Source organism: Nitrospira moscoviensis, assembly GCF_001273775.1.
Lineage (GTDB): Bacteria > Nitrospirota > Nitrospiria > Nitrospirales > Nitrospiraceae > Nitrospira_D > Nitrospira_D moscoviensis.
In genome coordinates, this window is sequence record NZ_CP011801.1 from 1833892 (window position 1) to 1851884 (window position 17993).

Consider the following 17993-nt stretch of genomic DNA (forward strand, 5'->3'; position numbering starts at 1 on the left):
GAGGGAAAGATGATGACCGGAGACAATCACGCCCATCACGAGCATGGACATCACCAGCACCACGCCATGGCGGAAGACGGCGCGTCCCTCAACCGCCTTGCGGTCTCGGCCACGGTCCATTGCTTGACCGGTTGCGCCATCGGGGAGGTATTGGGCATGGTCATCGGGACTGCGCTGGGGTGGAGCAATTGGCCGACCGTCGCGTTGGCGGTCGTGCTCGCCTTCGTGTTCGGCTACGCCCTCACGCTCTGGCCGCTGCGCCGGGCCGGGATAGCGTGGGGGACGGCGTTGGGGCTCGCCTTCGCGTCCGACACGGTGTCCATCACGATCATGGAGCTCGTGGACAACGCGGTCATGCTGGCCATCCCGGGAGCCATGGAGGCGGGGTTGACGGATTTCTTGTTCTGGGGCAGCTTGGCGGTCTCGCTGATCGTGGCGGGTGTCGCGGCCTTTCCTGTGAACCGCTGGCTCATCGCGCAAGGGAAGGGGCACGCGGTGGTCCATGCGCACCATGGTCACTGATGAGACGGAATGATGAAAGGCGCGTTCATACGGACGGCGGTGATCCTGGCGGCGGCCATGATCGCGCTCGCCGCCTGCGCCCAGTTCGAGCCGCGCGACAAGCGGTTCTACTACCGCGCGCTCTGGAACTTTTCGTTGCGCGAAGATCTGGCCGAGCTGGACAGCGAATTCAACGGCGTGGATTTCGGCCATTCGAATCTGTACGAAAATTTGTTGTTGACCGGCGGCAAGGACGTGCCGGCCATCGAGGACCGCGCCCGGAAGGAGACGCTGGCGTTCATCGCGACCAAGCCGCGACTGAATCCGAACGAAGAGGCGATCGCGCCGAATTACATGAAACTCGCCTGGCGTGCGCAGAACACCTTCGACGAGGCGCATGCGCTGCACCGGGCGACCTACGACATCATGGTGTCCGACGAACGGGACAAGGATCGGGCTATCAAGAACGTGCTGGCCTACTACCAGGAGAGTCCGTATGCCATCACGGCCAAGCGGCTCGATCATCACCGGCTGGACCGATTTCCCTATTCCAAAACGTTCCGCGCGCGATTTCCACTCTTCAACGCGACGATCTGGGCCTACCACTATCTGCAGGTCGCCGTGTATGACCCGCTGCAGGCCGCGCCGGATCTCGCGGCGAAGACCCGAGCGGTCCGGCCGATTCTCGGGACCTATCGCGGCTATCTGGCACGACCGCCGATCGAATGGACCTTCATGCCGCTCACCGCGGAGCTGAGCCCCGCGTTCGCCGCGCGCTATCCGGAGGTGGCCAATATCTTCGACAACCTGCACATGCTGCACGACAACATCAGCGACATCCTGGCCTCCGAACTGCTGCCGACGTGGGACGCCAAGCGGGCGGAAATCTATCGAGTCGTGAATACGTACTACCTGGCGAGCGCCGACGCGACCAATCCGATGATCGCGACGCCGACCGCAGACCGGGAGCACCGGCATTGAAGAGGGCTCCGGCGCCATGGGCCATGCCGGCGGTCCTGGTCCCGCTGTTGCTGATGCCGGCGGCGGGATCGGCGCTGGATCACGACAATCTCGATCCCAACCGGCCCATCGCCATTGAAGACGCCTACGCGATCCCGAAAGGCGAAATCGGGGTGGAAGGCGGCGTCCGTGTCACCGATCGACGGGAAGGCCGCACACGTGTGACCTTCCAGCCGCAAATTCTGTACGGCGCCTTCGACAACACGCAGATTGAGATCCAGGGCGATCTGTTCAGCGATGCGCCGGCGGCGATCGGCCCGAGCAAGTCCGGCGATCTCCATTTGGCTGTCCTCTACAACTTCAATACGGAAACGACCCGCCTGCCGGCCCTGGCCGTCCGCGTCGGCACGGAATTCCCGACGGGGGTGAATTCTCAGGGCGTCGATACGCAGGTGACGGGCATCGTGACGCGCTCCTTCGGCCGCCTGCGCGCGCATCTCAACGCGGGCTATCAATTTGCGGGTGCGCCCCGCGGGCAGGAGCGGCCGGGAGCGTATCGCGTCGTGGCGGCGGTGAGCTATCCGCTCGGCTATCCGCTTCGCTTCCGCGAAACGATCATCGCGAGTGTCTACACCCGCCAGGCCGACCTGCGTGGGCGGCGCAACCATACGGGCGTCGAAGCCGGCATCCGCCATCAATTCACTTCGCGGATCGTCCTGGACGCCGGCCTGGGAACGGAATTTCTCGGCCCCGCCGATCGGATCGCCTTTCAAGGCATCGTCGGCGTGTCGGTCGGGTTTTGACCTTCCCCCAGTCGCGGCGCCAGGGGTTTCCCTGGTGCCCTGCCCCGAAGACCCTGGTATAGAGAACAAGACGGCGGGAGGTCCGTGGAAGGGGTCCTTCATGCCGGGGTGAGAGAACAACCGAGAACAGAGGAGGCGCAAGGTGAACCGATCCGCCCTGATCGCCGTGTCCGTCCTGTTGGCCGGGCTACTCTACGGCTGTGCGAAAGACGACGTGATTCCCATTGCCCTGTCGAAGGATTTCATGCCGGTCTCCGGCCTGCGCATGGTGATCAGCGATTTTACGGACGCGCGGGTCGATCGCCGGCGTCTGGGCACGAGACAATCCTTCTTCGGATCCGAAGACCTCTTCCAGATCAAGGACGAGACGCCGGGCCAAGCCGTCGCCAAGGCGCTCACGAAACACCTCACGCGAAACGGATGGCCGGTGGAATATGTCCTGGCGTCGGCCCGGCAGCAGGCCGGCGATGTCGCGATTTCGGGGACGATCGTGGAGCTGTCGCTCGATTCCACCCGCGGCCTCTTCACCACCGACATCGTGGCGAAGAGCAAGCTCGCGATCCAGGCCGCGAACAAAGACGGCAGCACCCTGACCTACACCGTCAACGGCGACGGCCGCTACAACGTGTGGTGGTTCGAGGAGCAGGACGCGCAGGAACTGATGCGGGATGTGCTGGAGCACAGCTTCGATAAGTTCGTCGGCATTACGACGTTCGACGCGGCGGGGCTGCGGTTCCGGCAACCGGGCGAGCGTCCGTCCGGTGACGGCGGACGCTGAGAGCCCGCCGGCGTTCAGCGGCTCTGGTCCTCACGGCGGGAGCGCCACCCGGCGCAGCGCCGTCATGGGACCGTGTCGCCGCAGCGCCGCCAGCTGCGCGGGACTCTTTGCGAGCAGCGCCCCGGCGAAGCCGAGCGCATTGATCGAGACGCCCTCGAAGCATTCCTCGGATCGCGGCACCAGCAGCAGCCATTTGCGCGTCGCCAGCAGATTGTACGGCCCGGTCATCGCCTGGCTGCCGGTGCTCGCTTCCACCGACAAGCCGGCGGCGCGCAGCAGCGCCCGGTAGCAGGCATGCGCCGACGCGCCGCTGTCTTTCTCCGGATTGATCCAGTCGGCATCCATCGGGGCGCAGGCATGCCGGAAGGGCAGGCCGGGCACCGTTCCGACCGGATTTTCCATGTGCGTGAACCGCAACAACGGCTCGATCGGCAAGGGAGACAACCCCGTCTCGGCCAGCGGGACGATCTGCAAATGTTTGTGAGCCTGACTGGCCCCGGCCTCCTGGCCGGCGTTGTAAAAGGCCAGGCCGTCGATCTCCGTCAGCGCCGCGAGGAGCGCCTCGCAATCTTTTTGGGTGAGTTGCGCCCGCTGATCTTCGAACGCCCGTGTGACGATCAAGAGATGCGGTTCGAGGACGGAGTACTTGTTCAACAGCGCGACGTGGGTCGGGGAGATCGACGCTACGAACAGATCAGGATCGTAGGGCAGGAAGGGGTTCCGATTCGCCGGCGCCCCGCTCACTGGCTTGGCATTTGACTGCATGACCTTGATCTGAAAGGCCACCCCATCCTGCTCGAGCACTTCGGTTATGGTATGGATGGAGTGGATCGCTCCCAGCCGGCGGGCGCGGGCCGCCCGCTCGTGCAAGGCCATCAACAGCGTGCCGGGCGTCAGCACACGATCCTGTTCATCCGGCGGCTGCTGCGACGACGCTTGGGAAACTCTCCACGCCGGCGTCCGGTCCGCGGGAGCTGCCCCTCCCGTCGGCCGGCCTGCGCCTTCCGCCTGTCCGAGCCGCGGGCTGCTATTGGCCGTCTTCCCGGGCTTCACGTGCCTCCTGCCGGCCTCCGGAGTCGTTGGGTTTGACGATCTTGGTAATGCGGTCATCCGGATCCAATTCGATGCTTACTTGATCCCCCTGCGCAATGCGGTCGCCCTTCAGCAGATCGGGGTTTTCCACCGGGAGCGTCCACTTCTCGCCCTCCTTCGTGCGGAACGTCACCGTCCGCTCGGCACGATCGATGCCGATGATCGTGCTGCCGTTGAAGTTGGTGGCGGCCTCGCCGGTCTGGACCGCGGCCGCAGCCACGCCGAACGACCAGACAGCGATCACTATGAGTCGCAATAGGTTCATCATGAAACCTCCGGGCCTGTATGGTGGTAGGGATGAAAGCCGACGAACTTACCGACGATCGCCGCAAATGTTCTGCCAGGAACGTGGAAAGACAAATCGTAACGATTGCGACCGGTTGACCCGATCGCCGGGACGGGCACGGGCATCTTGTCCCGGCTCCGGCGGACATTCTGTCTTCCCATCGCCGGACGGGTTGACCGAGGCGGCGGCGACTTCCGATAATGCCCTCTCTGAAGGAGCTCTGTGAACATCCGGCGGCGGAAGAGCGCTACCTGAAAGACCTACGGAACAAGCAAGAGGGAAAGGCTGCATTCATGGACGATCTTGGATGGCTGCTCCTCGTCATCGGCCTCGGCTGGCTGGCGGCCGAATCGGCCCGCCGGTGGTATCGGCGCCGCGTCGCGTCCAGGCTGGCGGACCGGCTGCTCGAAGACGTCGTCAAAGGGAAGGACATGTTTCGGCGGTAGGCGTCACGACTCCGGCGCCATGATGCCGGGGATATGATGCTCAGACGGCAGGCCGGCGGATGACAGCCGGCGCCGCGTGAATGCTACGGCGTGCTTTCCAGGAGGTCCACGAAGGCTTTCAGTCGCGACGACATCGCGGGCGCCATCCGGATAAATTCCAGTCCGCACCGGTGGTCGGCGACCCACCGCACGGCCGCCAGCTCCACCGCCACCGGCGGCATATCGTTCAGCAGAACCACTTCCAAGGACACGTACGCGGCCGCCGCCGGGAGCCGTTCGGCGGTCACGGCGCAGCCCTGGGCCGACAGATTGAGGATCGTCGCGCCGTGCCGGTCGTTTCCGACGGCGTAGACTGCCGGAAGCTGGACGGCAAAACGCCGGCTTTGGCGAGGTCGCATCATTCCGCTACTGCATCGCCACCGCGCGGACCTGCCGATAGGAGGTGAGGCCGCGCAGGACCTTCTGGATGCCGTCCTGCAAAAGCGTCACCATTCCCTGGCGCATGGCGACGCCGACGATCTCGGCGGTCTTCGCTTTGGACTGGATCAGGCTCTTGACCTCGGGCGACCCCACCAGCAGTTCGTGGAGCGGAATGCGGCCCTTGAAGCCCGATCGGTTGCAGAACTCGCAACCTCGTCCCCGATAGAACAGGAGGTCGGGCGTGTACGACAGGCCCATCCGGTTCCAGAACGCCGCCCCGTATCCCTGCACCAGTTCCTCGTATTCCTCCCGTGTCGGATGGTACGGCTCCTTGCACTGTTCGCAGATCCGCTTGCACAGGCGCTTGGCGACGACGCCCAACATGGCGTCCGCGAAATTAAAGGAATCGCAGCCCATGTCCAGTAAGCGCGTGATCGTTTCGACGGCGCTGTTGGTGTGCAGCGTGCTCAGTACCAAGTGTCCCGTGAGCGACGCCTCGATGGCGATGTCCGCCGTCTCTTTATCCCGCATCTCGCCGATCATGATGACGTCGGGGTCGGCGCGCAGAAAGGCGCGCAGGGCCGCGGAAAAGGTGAAGCCGATCTTCGGATGGACCTGCACCTGGCGCAACCCGTCCTGAGTGATTTCGATCGGATCTTCCGCCGTCCAAATTTTCCGCTCATCCGTGTTGATATGGCGCAGGAGCGCATGCAGCGTCGTGGTTTTTCCGGAGCCGGTGGGCCCGACGCACAGGATGATGCCGTGCGGCTTCTCCGCGAGCGCCTTGAGCTGGGCCAGGACGTCGGGGGGAAAGTCCATCGCTTCCAACGGGATCGGCTCCTTGGCGGTGAGCAGCCGCATCACGACATCTTCGTTGCCGCCGGCCGTCGGCAAGGTGGCGATGCGCAACTCGATTTCGCGGGCCTGGGCGAGCTTGTAGCGGATCTTTCCATCCTGCGGCTTGCGGCGCTCGGCGATATCGAGATTCGCCATGATCTTGAGCCGCGATACGATCGCGCGGCGATAGACGGCCGGAATGCGCATGTAGGTGAAGCAGGTGCCGTCCACCCGGAACCGGACCGCGGTTTCTTTGCGGTCGGAGTAGGGCTCGATGTGCACGTCGGAGGCGCCCAGGCGATAGGCCTCGGCGATGACCTGGTTCGCCAGGCGGACGATGGCGGAATCGTTCTCGTCGATCTCGCCCTTGTCCGCGTCGGCGGCCCGTTCGGCGCCCGCCTCATTGACCAACTCGCCGAGGATTTCGCTGATGGAGCCGCCCGCGGCCTGGCCCCGGATCACCACAAAATACTGCTCGATGTCCCGGCGCAGGGCGACGGAGAAGCGGATCGTGTAGCCGGGGAACGCGCGGCGAATATCCAGGCCTTTTTCGACATCGTGCGGGTCGTTGATGACGATGTCCAGGACGGTACCCTGGCGCTTCAGAGGAATCCAGGCGTTTGTCCGGAGATAGTCGAGGCTGAGGTTCTTCAGGAGATCCGGGTCGACGACCGTTCGTTCGTCGTACGGCACGTAGGGGCACTGATAGAACTCGCTCAGCGCCGCGCCGAGGTCGGCTTTCGGGACGCAGTACTTGTCGAGCAGAATCGTCTCGAGCTCGACACCGCGGCTGAACGCCTCTTCCACCGCGGCATCCAGGTCGCTTTGGCTGACGAGCCCCCGGTAGGCCAGGCAGTCCAGCAGGCTGCGTTCCATCGCACGGCGGAATTTCTTCGGCATGGGATCGAGGTGACGGGCTGATAATCGGTACGCGGCCGTACCGGGGCGCAACGGAGGAAATTGTAACTTATCCGACACCATCCGCAACAAAAACGGCCAATCGCAGATCGCGATGGAGGCGCCGGAAGTGTGGAAGCCGTACCGTGAGGCAGTCCAGACGACTCACGAGCACCTCGTCCGAGGCTCTTCGACGCTCGTGGTCACGGCTTGCGCACCAGCCGGCCGAGCGTCCCGCCGGCCGCCAGCCGGGCGAACTGCCGCTGCATCGACTGGACCCGCGCGAGATAGGCCCTCGCGTCGTGGTCGCCGCAGCGCTCGCGGGGAAGCAGGCGGAAGCCGCGTCGGGCAAAGGCCTGTCCGGCCCCGGCACCGCACAGATGGATGACCGCGGCCAGGTCCTGTTTCTGATGCAACGTCGCCGCAGTCAGACGATGATCGGCGAGCGCGCGAGCCACCCGCCGGTCCAGATAGGCGGCCGTCATTTCGATGGCGTGGGTGGGGAGTACGCGGAGGTAGAGGCTGTTGAACCAGCAGGAGCGCAGGTCGTGCCACGGTCCGTCCTCGACGACCGCATGGTCGTGAATGCAGAACCGCTTCGCTTCCTGGAACGTCCCGTCCGTCATCTGAAACATCCCCACGGCGCTCGACGCCGGCCGATAGACTTCGAAGGGATTCCACGCCGGCCGCCAGCGCCAATAGGTATGCGCCACCGGATTGCCTGCGCCTTCCACCTGTGCCAGCGAGGCCAACAATTCGGGCGTGATGACCGCGGTCGAATGTTCCCGAAAGAGCGCGCCGTACTCACGCCACGTGTCGGCCAAGCTCTTGTCGAGCGCAGTGTCCAACGGAAAGAGGACTTCGGCCGGTTTGTTGGCGGCGTGATAGACCCAATTGACGGTGAGCCAGAGCGCGACGGCCAGCGCCGCGCCGACGACGAGGCGAAGCGCCGGCGGCGACTTCCACCACGCACGGAGAAAGAGGCGCAGCTCGCGCCAACGCCGGCGCGCGAAGCGATAGAGGGATTTGTAGAGCCGGCGGCCGGACCGGCGGCGCCGAGCGCGGCGATTCCGACGAGTCGAGCGAGGCGGCATGGGGGAAGAGTAGCAGAAAAAGAGCGCGCCTAGCCCGCATTATTCATGACGGTTCGTCGCGAAATCGCGGAGCCGCGTCGCGAGACCGGCGCGCGGAGCCCTGAGGACCCGACGCGTACTCGTGCAGTACGTGGAGGATCTGAGGGGCGAGCCCGCCGGCCGAAGGCTCGTCGCAGCAGCGGATCGGCGATTGCAGCAGAAGCGCTCATGAATAATGCGGGCTAGTCCAGTGGCTCTCCAACACCACGATGGAGCTCAAGAACCCGTCCCATCCGTCTACGTCTTGGCATGGTGCCGAGCCAGTGCGTTCAACGCACGGACATAGTCGTCCGTGGCTTTCATCGCCTGGGCCAAGCAGGCGCAGGCCGCCCGTGCCAGCCCGCCGTGATCGGTAATCGTGATGGTATTGTAGGTCTTGTGCACCAGACCCCGATCCTGGAAGTCTTCGAGCGCCTCGGCGGCCGCCGCCCGCGGCACGCCCGCTTGCGCGGCGAGAAACTCCGTGGTGAAGGGGAACGTTGCAAGGCCGGTGCGGTGCCAGTGCGCCTTGAGCCATCGCGCCAAACGCTGAGGCGTGGAATGGAATTGACTGCAGCCCACGGAGACCACGGCATGGTGCATCAAGAGCAAGTTGTACCGTTTGAGCGCCGCGTGAAGATAGGGCAGCAGCGGAAGACCGTCCATCACCACGGCAGTCTGAAGGCGAACGGCCCTCCCGCCGATTTGGATCATGGCCATACAGGGAGACCGATCGCTTCCTTGGACCACTGAGGCCCCGGTACAGCCCTCTTTTCCCGTCACGGAAACTTCGACGATATGCTGTTCGTCGCGCATGTCCGTGACGCTGATCGCCGCATCGACGGGAAAGTGCAGGAAGCGGATGGGCTGCTCCATTTCATCGATGACCTCCCCCAAATGGACTTCCCGAAGCTCACAGGCGCCGATGATCTGCTCGCGTTCGACCGCAGGCAGACCGGCGAGGATCAGATTGGTCGAGAACGCATCCATAGTCCTCCATCCACGATGGCCAACCTCCGAAGGGGCGGCCACAAGGAAGGCCCCTGGCAGACCGCCGAATGGTACGTGGCGGACGGGTGTGGAAATACGGGACCGGGTCAGTCGGATCGAGTCAATGGACCGGCGGCTCGTGCGCCCAGATCTGTTCCGTCTCCTGCTCGAACGGATAGACGTGGAGCATCCAGCCGAAGACTTGCGGGTAGAAGCGCCCGCCGGCGCGGTCGCACTCCGCTTCCGTCGCGATGGAGCCTTTGAAGCCGAAGCGGGTCCAATCGACGTGGGTGCGGTCCGCTTTGCGCGGCGGAAAGCAGAGGTTCACATGGGCATGCCAGCGCGCCACGCTGAGCGGCACACGTTCGTCGAGCGTCTGCTCGCTGTACCCTTTCGGCGCCGTATACATGGCTCCCAGTAATTCGTAGCCGCCGCCGGTTTTCCGATAAAGCAGCGAGGTCGGCGCAGCGGGATCGAACCCGAAGGCGGCTTTGAAGCCGTTCCATTTCCGGGTGAAGTGATAGTGCGGCTGCCGGACGTCCGGCAGGAACGGCTCAAATCCCTCCGCAATCGCCACCCGATAGTCCCGATACTTCCCCAACGCTCCTCGCAACGCCGCGACGACGGCATCCGCCCGCCGCCGATCCTCCGCCGTCGCCAGCCGAGCCTGTGTCCACTTCATATGCAGGTCATGGTGATGATGCGACCCCGCCATCGCCTCGACGGCGTCTCCTTCATGATGATGCTCCGCCTCCGCCGGCGGCTCAGGCTGCGCATGCATGCCGGAACGGGCACAGCCGAGGGAAAGGAGCAAGAGGATGAGGGCCAGTGAACGGGTCAGGGAAGCGAGTATTTGCCGGGCGGGGATCATGAATGACGGAGGCACGTTACTGCGGCGCGGGGAGGGAGTCAACGGCGTTGATCGGTCGCTCAGTACAGCACGGAAGGGAGAAAGGCGCCGGCGGGTTTTTGGTAGAGGCCGCGGCTCATCAGCGTCATGGGCTGCACCACGCGGAGCCCCTGGGCGAGACACCAGCGGAGCAACTCGGCATTTCGCGTCGGAAGCAGGAAGCCGGGACCGGTGAACGCCGGTGCGGCGCCGATCAGCGCCTTCAGATCATCATTGGTCCGGCCCACCGCGTGGGCGAAGTAGCCGAGGTTCGTCGCATAGCCCGTGATCGCCCCGTCATGCTCCACCACCGTCGCGGTCCCGTCCGCGATCGCCTGCGCCACCTCGCCATGCCGGTCGTGGCCATGCACATTGGTACATAGTGCATCGCACGCGGCGAGATCTTCGGCGGTTGCCTTCCGCACGCGGTAGCCCGGCAGCGCCAGCCGGAGCGGCGGCCCCTGCAGCACGGTCAGCGGTTCCCGCGCCTGAAAGTCGAGCTTGGTATACACGGACAGGGATCGGTTGTGATACGCCGCCTGCACGAGCCGCACGCCGACCTGCCGCCGGCTGTGCGCCCGCTCCAACACGCGCTCCATCAACCGCCGCCCGATTGAGCCGTTCTGCGCAGCCGGCGCCACGGTGATCGGTCCCACACCGCCGATCGTATCGCCCTCCCAGAGGAAGTTGCTCCCCACCACGCGCCCATCCACTTCCGCGACGGCCGAGTACACATCCGGCCGCGAAAAGATCATCATGTAGAGACCGACAGCGACTTCGGGGGAGGGGAAGTCCGGGGGAAAGTTATGCTGTTCGGCGATCGCCTTGAACGCCTCGTAGCAAATGATGCCGCACGCCGAAGCGTCGGCTGTTGTGCCGGGTCGGAAAATGATGTCCATGTGACGCTCCCGGGAGAACTTAATGCCGTGGAGGGACGGCAGTCAATGGAGCGGGAAAGGATTGTTGAAACGCAAGACTGGGGGGCGTCACCGGATCTCGCTAGCCGCACGCATTACTTCCAAGTCGTACCGTCCACCTCGTGATAGGAGTCGGCTCTCGGCGACGTGCGCGGCATTATCGCCTACCTTCGAAAAACATAACCGCGACACAGAAGGGTCCCGGAATGAGCTGGCTCGGGCTTAATGATTCGCGAGGCGCATCTGCGGCGTGAGGCCGCGGCCGGACGCTACAGCCCGGGCGGGTCTTCGCGGTCTTCTCCCGTGAGCATCCCGACTTCCTTCGCTTCCATGTCGGTCATTTCGGTCAAGATGCCCAGCAGCACTTGCCGGCGCTGCTGGACAGCGGTCTTCGGCAAATCCCGCGCCATCGGTTCCTGCGCCGATGTGGGCAGGTTCACGAGCGCTTCCGCTTCGGCCAGCGTCGCATACTTGTAGGCTTCCACGTACCGGTGACTGTCTCCGTACAGGCGCACGAGCAAGGCTTCCGTCTCGCTGTCGAAAGCCAATAACATGGGCTGGACCGGCGCACGGTGATCCAACGCCGCCAGCTTCTCGATCTGCGCCTTCAGCTCGTCGCTCCGCATGCGGGGTGAAAATGACGCGTTCGTGTTCGGCATGGCCGCACTCCTTTCTGTGTCCGCACCGTCTCACACGATGGTCGTTCATCCTCTCTGACGCGCGTCAGGGAGAGGACTAGGAAATGCCCGAGGGCGAGCCGGCACCGGTGACCCAACCCGACTTGAAACTATCTGTCCTCTCTGTTGGGCGTGAAGGTAGATCTGGTAATGAGGGACAGTCTCAAGCCGTTGATCGACCGACGGATTCTCAGCGAAGTGGTCGGTCTGTGACGCGCAAGCGAGAGTTTCTAGATTACCTCTCCAATATCCAAGATGCCGCCCAAATATCTCACAGTTCATTGCAGGCATGACGTGGGCCGACTTCGCGCAGGACCAGAAGACCCTCTACGCTGTCGTTAGAGCCTTCGAGATCATCGGAGATGCATCCACGCGCTTCTTCGTGTCCGGTACATTCCAAAGACCAACTGCTGTAGAACCGCCACTGCCGGCGTGCGAATCGCCAGTGCGGCGTTCCGGGAAGCGTTTCCTGCTGTGATCCTTTGGCTTATTTGCTTTGGCTTCTCAGAAACGTCACAACATGGCCTTGAAGTGCGGCCACGAACCGTTGAAAAGTTAAATCCTGAGCCGGCTGTGTGATTGTGGTCCGTGCCGCGTTAGTCGCCATTAGAAAACAGGCGGACGTATAGAGGCGTTCCAAAACCAAGCGGCGACAAAGTAGCTCATATCTCTTGCTGTAAGAGACTCCTCTGTACCGCGGCGCGCCCTTCTTCTTGAGTGCTTCCCCGCGAAATTCCGGATCAACCTGGAAAAACGGCTCCTTATTGCCGACAGGCGTTTTCACGTTGTCTCGATCTTCGAGCAAGAACAGATAGCCGAGAAACGGAGGAGGGGATGGCCCGAAACGGCCCTCCCGGAATGCGGTCCAGATGTCCTTCGCGCTGCCTACCGCTTCTTCGGATCGATTGTTGACGTTGTTCCCGATTGACTTGCCGGCTTGGGACTTGAACTCCATCGCCAGAACGAGTGCGCCGTTTGAGACGACGATCAGGTCCCACTTTTTTGTGGCCCTGAAATAACCGGGCAGCTCCAGGGCCGTTCGTGTCCGGACATCGAGTTTCTTGAGACCGGCTTCGCAGAGGATGTCGGAAACCAAAACCTCAAGCGCACCCATTTGGGTACCTCCGGTCACCTCTCCCCTGGTCCCTGCATCGATTTTTCCGGATTGGACTTGTTTTTCCTTGTTCTTCCTTCGTGCGTCCCAGTAGCTCTGGATGGCGGCTTGCAGCCTCTTCTCAATGTTCAAGCGCCGCCTCCATCAGATTCGGATCGATCCCATACACCTCCAAGGCAATTTGCGTTGCGAGCTGCCGATTGCGCTCGCGGAAAGCGTTTCTCAATCCCTGAACATGGTCGGCTGCTATGGTGTGCGGCGCAGGAACTCGGATGCGTCGCAAATATTGGGCTTGGAAACGCAAGTAGCCGCCGCGCATCCGGACTCCGTACGACTCCACAAAAAATTGCCCGATGGCGGACATCAGGAGACCGCCAAGGACTTCGAGATCCCACTCGTCTGACTGCACGAAATAGAGATTGTGGTGCGGATAGGTTTCGCCGCGATCTAACACCGGCTCCAAGGTGTTCTTGATATCCGGGATATACAGCTTGTGCTTGCCGAGCAGCCCGTGGTTGACACGATCGATGGTCTTATACCATCCGGCCGTATTCTTTTCGGCGGTGTGCCGTTTTCTCAGCGCTGAAGCATGGTATTCGACATACGCTTTCAGCTTCGGATAGGCGTTCAGGTTCACTAAGCCCTCGCTATCCCATGGATTGACAAGATAGTGTCCGGACCACTGCACTGTGCCGCTGGACAAATCTTTCGCAAGCGCAAGTTTCAGGAGGCGGGATGGCTCGACTAAATTGGGGTCTTGTGTGATGTAGACGCTATCGTTGCCGGTGGCAACGCCGATGCCTACTTTGGCGCTCGCTTCCAGCGGAGGGTATTGATCTTCCAGTCGACGGAGCAATGCCAGTTGGTCCGGTGAGTAGCAGGGCCATGGATCTGCGCCTTTGAACCAGTGTCGGACCTGAGCCACTCTGATGCCCGGCAGCGGACGAGACGACATCTGTTTCGGTTCTGCTTTGAGGATCGCCACTAGCCGGTTTGTCTGCACGCGTTCCGCTTCGGGGCCGGCACTTGCGACGACCACCGACTCTTGCTTCATATGTCGAATGATCGTCACAGCCGGATACGCGTCCACCTCGTCATCGAACGCGTTCACGGTATGCATGCTGAGCAGCATGTCGATGCTATAAGCGGATGTGACAAGCTGTCGCAGCTCCGCGCCATATTGGTTGCGCATCCAACGGTCGGCACAGATGAATGCGCAGACACCGCCGGGCTTGAGTTGGCGCAGCGCCGCTTCAAAAAAGGCCACGTAGAGATCAGCCCTTCCGCGCATCGTCGGATACATATTTCTGTACACGATGGCTGTTTCCTCGGGAATGTCCTCCAACCGCACATACGGAGGGTTGCCGATCACAAAATCCGCCGGTCTGTTGCCCGCGTCAAACAGGTAATCTTTGGCAACGACCCATCCCTCCGCCAGTTCGTCGGCTAACCTGCCGGTCACTCCATGCTGGACGAGAATGTTCTTGGCCAGCGCACGTGCGCGCGCAGCGCTGAGCTCATCGAGTTCATATGCAAGCAATGACCCGCGACAATCGGACAGGGACCGCCCGACTCTCCGACATGACTCCAGGAGACGCTCGATCATGGGTCCAAGAAACGCACCATCGCCGGCGGCGGGCTCAACCGCTAAAGCAGCAGCCAAGTTTCTCTCCGGGCTATAGCCGCTCAAATCAAGAATGAGTTCAACCACCCAGCGTTTGGTGTAGACAACGCCCTTGGGCTCGACTGCCGCAATCGTGGGGGAACCTGGCGAAGGCGTCAGCAGCTGGAGTTGAATGCCCTGGGTCGAAATGGACGAGGCAGTCTGCCGGTCGGTCACTGAGCCCTCAACCTGTAGCGTGGAGGTGATGAGCGGCTGATAGTAGCCCGTCCAATATTTTCGTTCAAGGAGTGAATGGCCGAAGCTGAGATTGGCGCTCAGGCCTCCGGAGGAATTCCGTTCTTGAGACGATCTTCCGATCGCCGCTGTGCCTTGGAAGTCAGGAATTCTTTGCCAGGTTCATAGAGAGTGATGGCGGCACAGCAATGCAGGCAGTATCAGACGCTCATCCGCGAACTATTGGAAAAGGCAGCTTCCCTCGAGCATGAGTCTTTGATTGCAATACCTGAGGTAGGCCTGAGTCGCTGGGCCCTACCCCGGCAATCGTATCGTCCTTCCACAGGAAGTTGCTGCCGACGACTCGCCCATCCACTTCGGGGCGACCGGGGCACATATCCGGCCGGGAAAAAATCATCGACAGCAGGCCGATGGCGATATTGGGGAGAAGTGGCAGTCGTGACGTCCCCCCGGAAAACGACGACAGGTCAAAACGAGAGTACAATGCCGCTTCGACGGTGCCATGGGAACAGGAGGGGCCCCATGAAGCGGTCGAGGTTTACCGAAGAGCAGGTGGTCTACGCGCTTCGTCAAGCGGAGAGCGGGACGCCGGTGGGCGACGTCTGTCGGCAGCTGGGCGTGGCCGAAGCGACGTTCTATGCGTGGAAGAAGACATACGCCCATCTGGGCGTGAGCGAGCTGCGACGCTTGCGACAACTCGAAGAGGAGAACGCTCGGCTGAAGCGGCTGGTCGCAGATCTCTCGCTCGACAAGCACATGCTCACGGAGGCGCTCCGACAAAAAGTCTGAGGCCCGCCCGGCGCCGAGAATTGGCCCACTGGTTTCGGGAGACCTTCTCGGTGAATTGTGCGCGGGCCTGTCGCTTAGCCCAGTTCAGTCGCGCCTCCTGGTATCGGCGGAGCCGGGCGAAAGATCAAACCGCCTTGCGGGTGCGCATTCGCGATCTGGCCCATGCCCGACCGCGGTTTGGGTATCAGCGGATCTGGGTGTTGCTCCGGCGTGAAGGCTGGGCGATCAATCGGAAGCGCGTCCGACGCTTGTATCGCCTGGATGGCTTGCAACTGCGCATGCGGGTCCGCCGACGAAAACATATCGCGCTCCACCGGGGGCCAGCGCCCGTCCCTGGAGGCCCGCAGGAACGGTGGAGCATGGATTTCGTGCATGATACGTTGGCCGATGGACGGCCGTTTCGGATTCTGACCGTGGTCGATAACTGGAGCCGCCACAGTCCGGTGCTAGAGGCCGGGGTTCGGATGTCGGGCCGCTCGGTGGCGGCGGCCTTGGATCGAGTATTGGGCGATGGCCCAGGCCCGCGCTCGATCACCGTCGATCATGGCACGGAATTTCAGTCGCGGGCACTGGAAGATTGGGCCTATCGGCGCGGCGTGCAGTTGGACTTCATCCGACCAGGGAAACCCGTGGAAAATGCCTTTATTGAATCGTTTAATGGCCGCTTACGCGATGAGTGTTTGAACGTGCACCAGTTCGCGTCACTGGCCGAGGCCCAGCGGATCATCGACATGTGGCGGGTCGATTACAATCAGCGCCGGCCTCACAGCTCCCTTGGGCACCTGACCCCGGAGGAGTTTGTTCAACAACGTCAGGTCAGCATGGGCGCCGAAGAAGCGGTCTGCTCCAGTTAAGAGTTGTCTCGGAACGGGACCAACGTCACATGCACTATTCACGCTGGCAGGATATCGAGGAACCGATGGCCCTCCAGTAGGGGGTTCAGCTTACAGGTCGCATTCAACTCTACTGCTTCAGAGGATCGATAGGCACCTTGCAGACAGGGCAGTTCCACTTACCATCCTTCACTGCCAATAACTGATCGACCTGAAATCGGACCGTCCGTTTACAATTAAGGTTAGGGCACAAAACGAGGATCGCCTCCCTTGCCTCGTCTAAAGCTGTAGCCTGTTCTCGAAGCAGAGCTTGATAGCCAGGGGAATTTTTCGTCCTCTCATCCATTATAGTTTTTATGATTGCTCCTACGGCTGCCCCGCCTAGAACAGACAGCCAAAAGAATCCCTGATCGGTAATCTTGGGGTCGGTGAAGGCTAGAAGCAATGCAACAACGACGATCCCGGAAGCCCAGTACTGCCAAAACGGAAGGTCAATAAAATGGGATTTGAGCCTTGCATCATATCTTAATTGCAGTGCTAATTCCTGTGCGGCAAGTTTCGCATCGATTTCTTTTTTGCGAGCAGCGGATTGCTCCTGTGCATATCGTATGGCAGCCGACCTTTCTCGATCGGCACGTTTAAAAGATTCATGAATCACTCCGCTGCCCGCAGAGCGCTGTATTGCCGCAATCGCTTCCTCACATGAGCATCGGAACCATTCCTTCCGTTCCCGCCAGTTCTTAAGGGCATTATGTGCCTGTTGCTCTACGCGAGCCGGCTGCTCGATAAGCATCTCATACTCAACGATGTAGGGATGTGGGCTCCCGGTACTGCTCAGTTCGCGTGCCCGCAGTTCTGGATCTTTGGTGGAGTGTCCGACTTTTATTAACCCCGGCATGGCGGGGTTTGAAATAACGTATACCCAACCTTTCATGGCACCTCATGCAGGTTCGGGTTTGGGGTGAAAAAGTACGGCTTAATTGGTTACAAAATCAAGTCGGGTGCATAGCACGACAAGGAGCCCAATACGTGATCCGGTCTTTCAATCACACACTTGCCAACCACCGTGTCTGGCGACTCGGCCGGCGCGTGGCTTGGCGGACGGCGAGGTGTTGTCGACGGGGAAATACCGGTTCCGCTTTCTGGCGACGCCGCATGTGCCGCACTGCTGGGAGGCCGGGCTTATGTTCGAAGAAACGCAACGGACGCTGTTCTGCTCCGACCTCTTCCATCAAGCCGGCGATGTGGAGCCCACCACTGAATCCGATGTGATCGGCCGATGCCGAAGCGTGTTGATCGAATACCAGCAAGGCCCGTTCGCGAACTACATGCCCTACGGCACGTTGACCGACGCGACGCTCAGGCGGCTGGCGGAGCTTCGGCCGAAGACGTTGGCCACGATGCATGGTTCGGTCTATGCCGGCGACGGCGGCCAAGCGCTTCGGGACCTGAACCAGGTCTTTTGGGAAGTGTTCCAACCCTGAAGGGCAGAATGACTGTAGTGTTCGGTGTAACCCATCAGCAAGGATTCGCGGTGTCTCCGTCCATCATCATCGCGCACCTCGCGGCGACATAGTCTGCGGGACTTCGCGTCTTGACCGCTTCTTCATGCGGGGCGTAGAGTAAAGATCCTTCGAGCCGCCTCAATCCGGAGGTGGTGCCATGATCCTCCGTGGACGAACGATCCATCGAGACGGACATGGCAGGTGCGGCCTCCTCTCTATCAAGAGCTTTTTCCCACAACATAGCGAGCGTGCCCTGTTCACGTCCTCCGAGGCGACGACTGCATGCAGC

The 17993-nt window shown here is 62.0% G+C and carries 20 protein-coding genes and 1 pseudogene; 9 read left to right on the forward strand and 12 right to left on the reverse strand.

The features are described 5' to 3' along the window. Nucleotides 1-9 precede the first annotated feature (9 nt). The 4 genes from NITMOv2_RS08970 (at nucleotide 10) to NITMOv2_RS08985 (ending at nucleotide 3042) form a co-directional block, all read left to right on the forward strand. Nucleotides 10-522, forward strand: a complete 513-nt coding sequence (locus NITMOv2_RS08970) for a DUF4396 domain-containing protein (protein ID WP_053379543.1) — start codon at nucleotides 10-12, stop codon at nucleotides 520-522. Nucleotides 523-531: 9 nt separating this feature from the next. Next, nucleotides 532-1482, forward strand: a complete 951-nt coding sequence (locus NITMOv2_RS23850) for a hypothetical protein (RefSeq protein ID WP_053379544.1) — start codon at nucleotides 532-534, stop codon at nucleotides 1480-1482. 23 nt (nucleotides 1483-1505) lie between these two features. After that, nucleotides 1506-2264, forward strand: coding sequence for a transporter (locus tag NITMOv2_RS08980; protein WP_053379545.1), 759 nt, complete (start codon nucleotides 1506-1508; stop codon nucleotides 2262-2264). A gap of 142 nt (nucleotides 2265-2406) precedes the next feature. Then, nucleotides 2407-3042, forward strand: a complete 636-nt coding sequence (locus NITMOv2_RS08985; protein WP_053379546.1) for a hypothetical protein — start codon at nucleotides 2407-2409, stop codon at nucleotides 3040-3042. A 30-nt stretch (nucleotides 3043-3072) separates the two neighbouring features. Here NITMOv2_RS08985 and NITMOv2_RS08990 read toward each other — a convergent pair whose 3' ends face one another. Together NITMOv2_RS08990 and NITMOv2_RS08995 are read right to left on the reverse strand one after the other, a co-directional pair. After that, nucleotides 3073-4095, reverse strand: a complete 1023-nt coding sequence (locus NITMOv2_RS08990) for an ATP adenylyltransferase family protein (protein ID WP_202967340.1) — start codon at nucleotides 4093-4095, stop codon at nucleotides 3073-3075. Then, complete coding sequence (locus NITMOv2_RS08995) at nucleotides 4070-4402, reverse strand: hypothetical protein (RefSeq protein ID WP_053379547.1); 333 nt, start codon at nucleotides 4400-4402, stop codon at nucleotides 4070-4072. The genes NITMOv2_RS08990 and NITMOv2_RS08995 overlap by 26 nt, the downstream gene beginning before the upstream one ends. A 311-nt stretch (nucleotides 4403-4713) precedes the next feature. On the opposite strand from NITMOv2_RS08995, the gene NITMOv2_RS24445 reads away from it, so the two are divergent. Continuing rightward, nucleotides 4714-4866: a hypothetical protein gene (locus NITMOv2_RS24445; protein WP_238590495.1), complete on the forward strand. Its 153-nt coding sequence runs from the start codon at nucleotides 4714-4716 to the stop codon at nucleotides 4864-4866. Nucleotides 4867-4949: 83 nt separating this feature from the next. Here the strand turns inward: NITMOv2_RS24445 and NITMOv2_RS09005 are convergent, their stop codons facing one another. The 7 genes from NITMOv2_RS09005 to NITMOv2_RS09035 form a co-directional block, all read right to left on the reverse strand. Next, nucleotides 4950-5267: a PilZ domain-containing protein gene (locus NITMOv2_RS09005; protein ID WP_053379549.1), complete on the reverse strand. Its 318-nt coding sequence runs from the start codon at nucleotides 5265-5267 to the stop codon at nucleotides 4950-4952. 4 nt (nucleotides 5268-5271) lie between these two features. Then, complete coding sequence (locus tag NITMOv2_RS09010; RefSeq protein ID WP_053379550.1) at nucleotides 5272-7023, reverse strand: GspE/PulE family protein; 1752 nt, start codon at nucleotides 7021-7023, stop codon at nucleotides 5272-5274. Nucleotides 7024-7223: 200 nt separating this feature from the next. After that, a complete protein-coding gene (locus tag NITMOv2_RS09015; RefSeq protein WP_145976247.1) occupies nucleotides 7224-8114 on the reverse strand; it encodes a lysozyme family protein in 891 nt (296 codons plus the stop codon). Between the two features lie 276 nt (nucleotides 8115-8390). Further along, the gene (locus tag NITMOv2_RS09020; RefSeq protein ID WP_053379551.1) at nucleotides 8391-9122 is read right to left on the reverse strand and encodes a Crp/Fnr family transcriptional regulator; all 732 of its coding nucleotides are present in this window, start codon (nucleotides 9120-9122) and stop codon (nucleotides 8391-8393) included. 121 nt (nucleotides 9123-9243) lie between these two features. Next, complete coding sequence (locus tag NITMOv2_RS09025) at nucleotides 9244-9903, reverse strand: hypothetical protein (protein ID WP_145976248.1); 660 nt, start codon at nucleotides 9901-9903, stop codon at nucleotides 9244-9246. Nucleotides 9904-10052: 149 nt separating this feature from the next. Continuing rightward, entirely contained in the window at nucleotides 10053-10910 is an 858-nt protein-coding gene (locus tag NITMOv2_RS09030) for a GNAT family N-acetyltransferase (protein WP_053379553.1), read from the reverse strand. A 287-nt stretch (nucleotides 10911-11197) separates the two neighbouring features. Beyond that, complete coding sequence (locus tag NITMOv2_RS09035) at nucleotides 11198-11587, reverse strand: hypothetical protein (protein ID WP_053379554.1); 390 nt, start codon at nucleotides 11585-11587, stop codon at nucleotides 11198-11200. Between the two features lie 126 nt (nucleotides 11588-11713). Between NITMOv2_RS09035 and NITMOv2_RS25010 the strand changes: the two are divergent. Continuing rightward, a pseudogene (locus tag NITMOv2_RS25010) lies at nucleotides 11714-11818 on the forward strand (nucleotidyltransferase family protein); the annotation flags it as partial. Nucleotides 11819-11885: 67 nt separating this feature from the next. Then, entirely contained in the window at nucleotides 11886-12083 is a 198-nt protein-coding gene (locus NITMOv2_RS25015; RefSeq protein ID WP_420799897.1) for a ribonuclease HepT family protein, read from the forward strand. A gap of 9 nt (nucleotides 12084-12092) precedes the next feature. On the opposite strand, the gene NITMOv2_RS09040 is transcribed toward NITMOv2_RS25015, so the two are convergent. Next, a complete protein-coding gene (locus NITMOv2_RS09040; protein ID WP_053379555.1) occupies nucleotides 12093-12851 on the reverse strand; it encodes a PaeR7I family type II restriction endonuclease in 759 nt (252 codons plus the stop codon). Continuing rightward, entirely contained in the window at nucleotides 12841-14559 is a 1719-nt protein-coding gene (locus tag NITMOv2_RS09045; protein WP_202967341.1) for an Eco57I restriction-modification methylase domain-containing protein, read from the reverse strand. The genes NITMOv2_RS09040 and NITMOv2_RS09045 overlap by 11 nt, the downstream gene beginning before the upstream one ends. A 540-nt stretch (nucleotides 14560-15099) precedes the next feature. Between NITMOv2_RS09045 and NITMOv2_RS09055 the strand changes: the two genes are divergently transcribed. Next, nucleotides 15100-16220, forward strand: a protein-coding gene (locus NITMOv2_RS09055; protein ID WP_145976249.1) for an IS3 family transposase whose coding sequence is annotated in 2 segments (ribosomal slippage) — nucleotides 15100-15361 and nucleotides 15361-16220 — 1122 coding nt in all. Because the reading frame shifts where the segments join, the coding sequence is not laid out codon by codon here. A 109-nt stretch (nucleotides 16221-16329) separates the two neighbouring features. On the opposite strand, the gene NITMOv2_RS09060 is transcribed toward NITMOv2_RS09055, so the two are convergent. Beyond that, a complete protein-coding gene (locus NITMOv2_RS09060; protein ID WP_053379559.1) occupies nucleotides 16330-17133 on the reverse strand; it encodes a GIY-YIG nuclease family protein in 804 nt (267 codons plus the stop codon). A 160-nt stretch (nucleotides 17134-17293) separates the two neighbouring features. On the opposite strand from NITMOv2_RS09060, the gene NITMOv2_RS09065 reads away from it, so the two are divergent. Next, the gene (locus NITMOv2_RS09065; protein ID WP_187299415.1) at nucleotides 17294-17683 is read left to right on the forward strand and encodes an MBL fold metallo-hydrolase; all 390 of its coding nucleotides are present in this window, start codon (nucleotides 17294-17296) and stop codon (nucleotides 17681-17683) included. The last annotated feature ends 310 nt before the right edge of the window (nucleotides 17684-17993 follow it).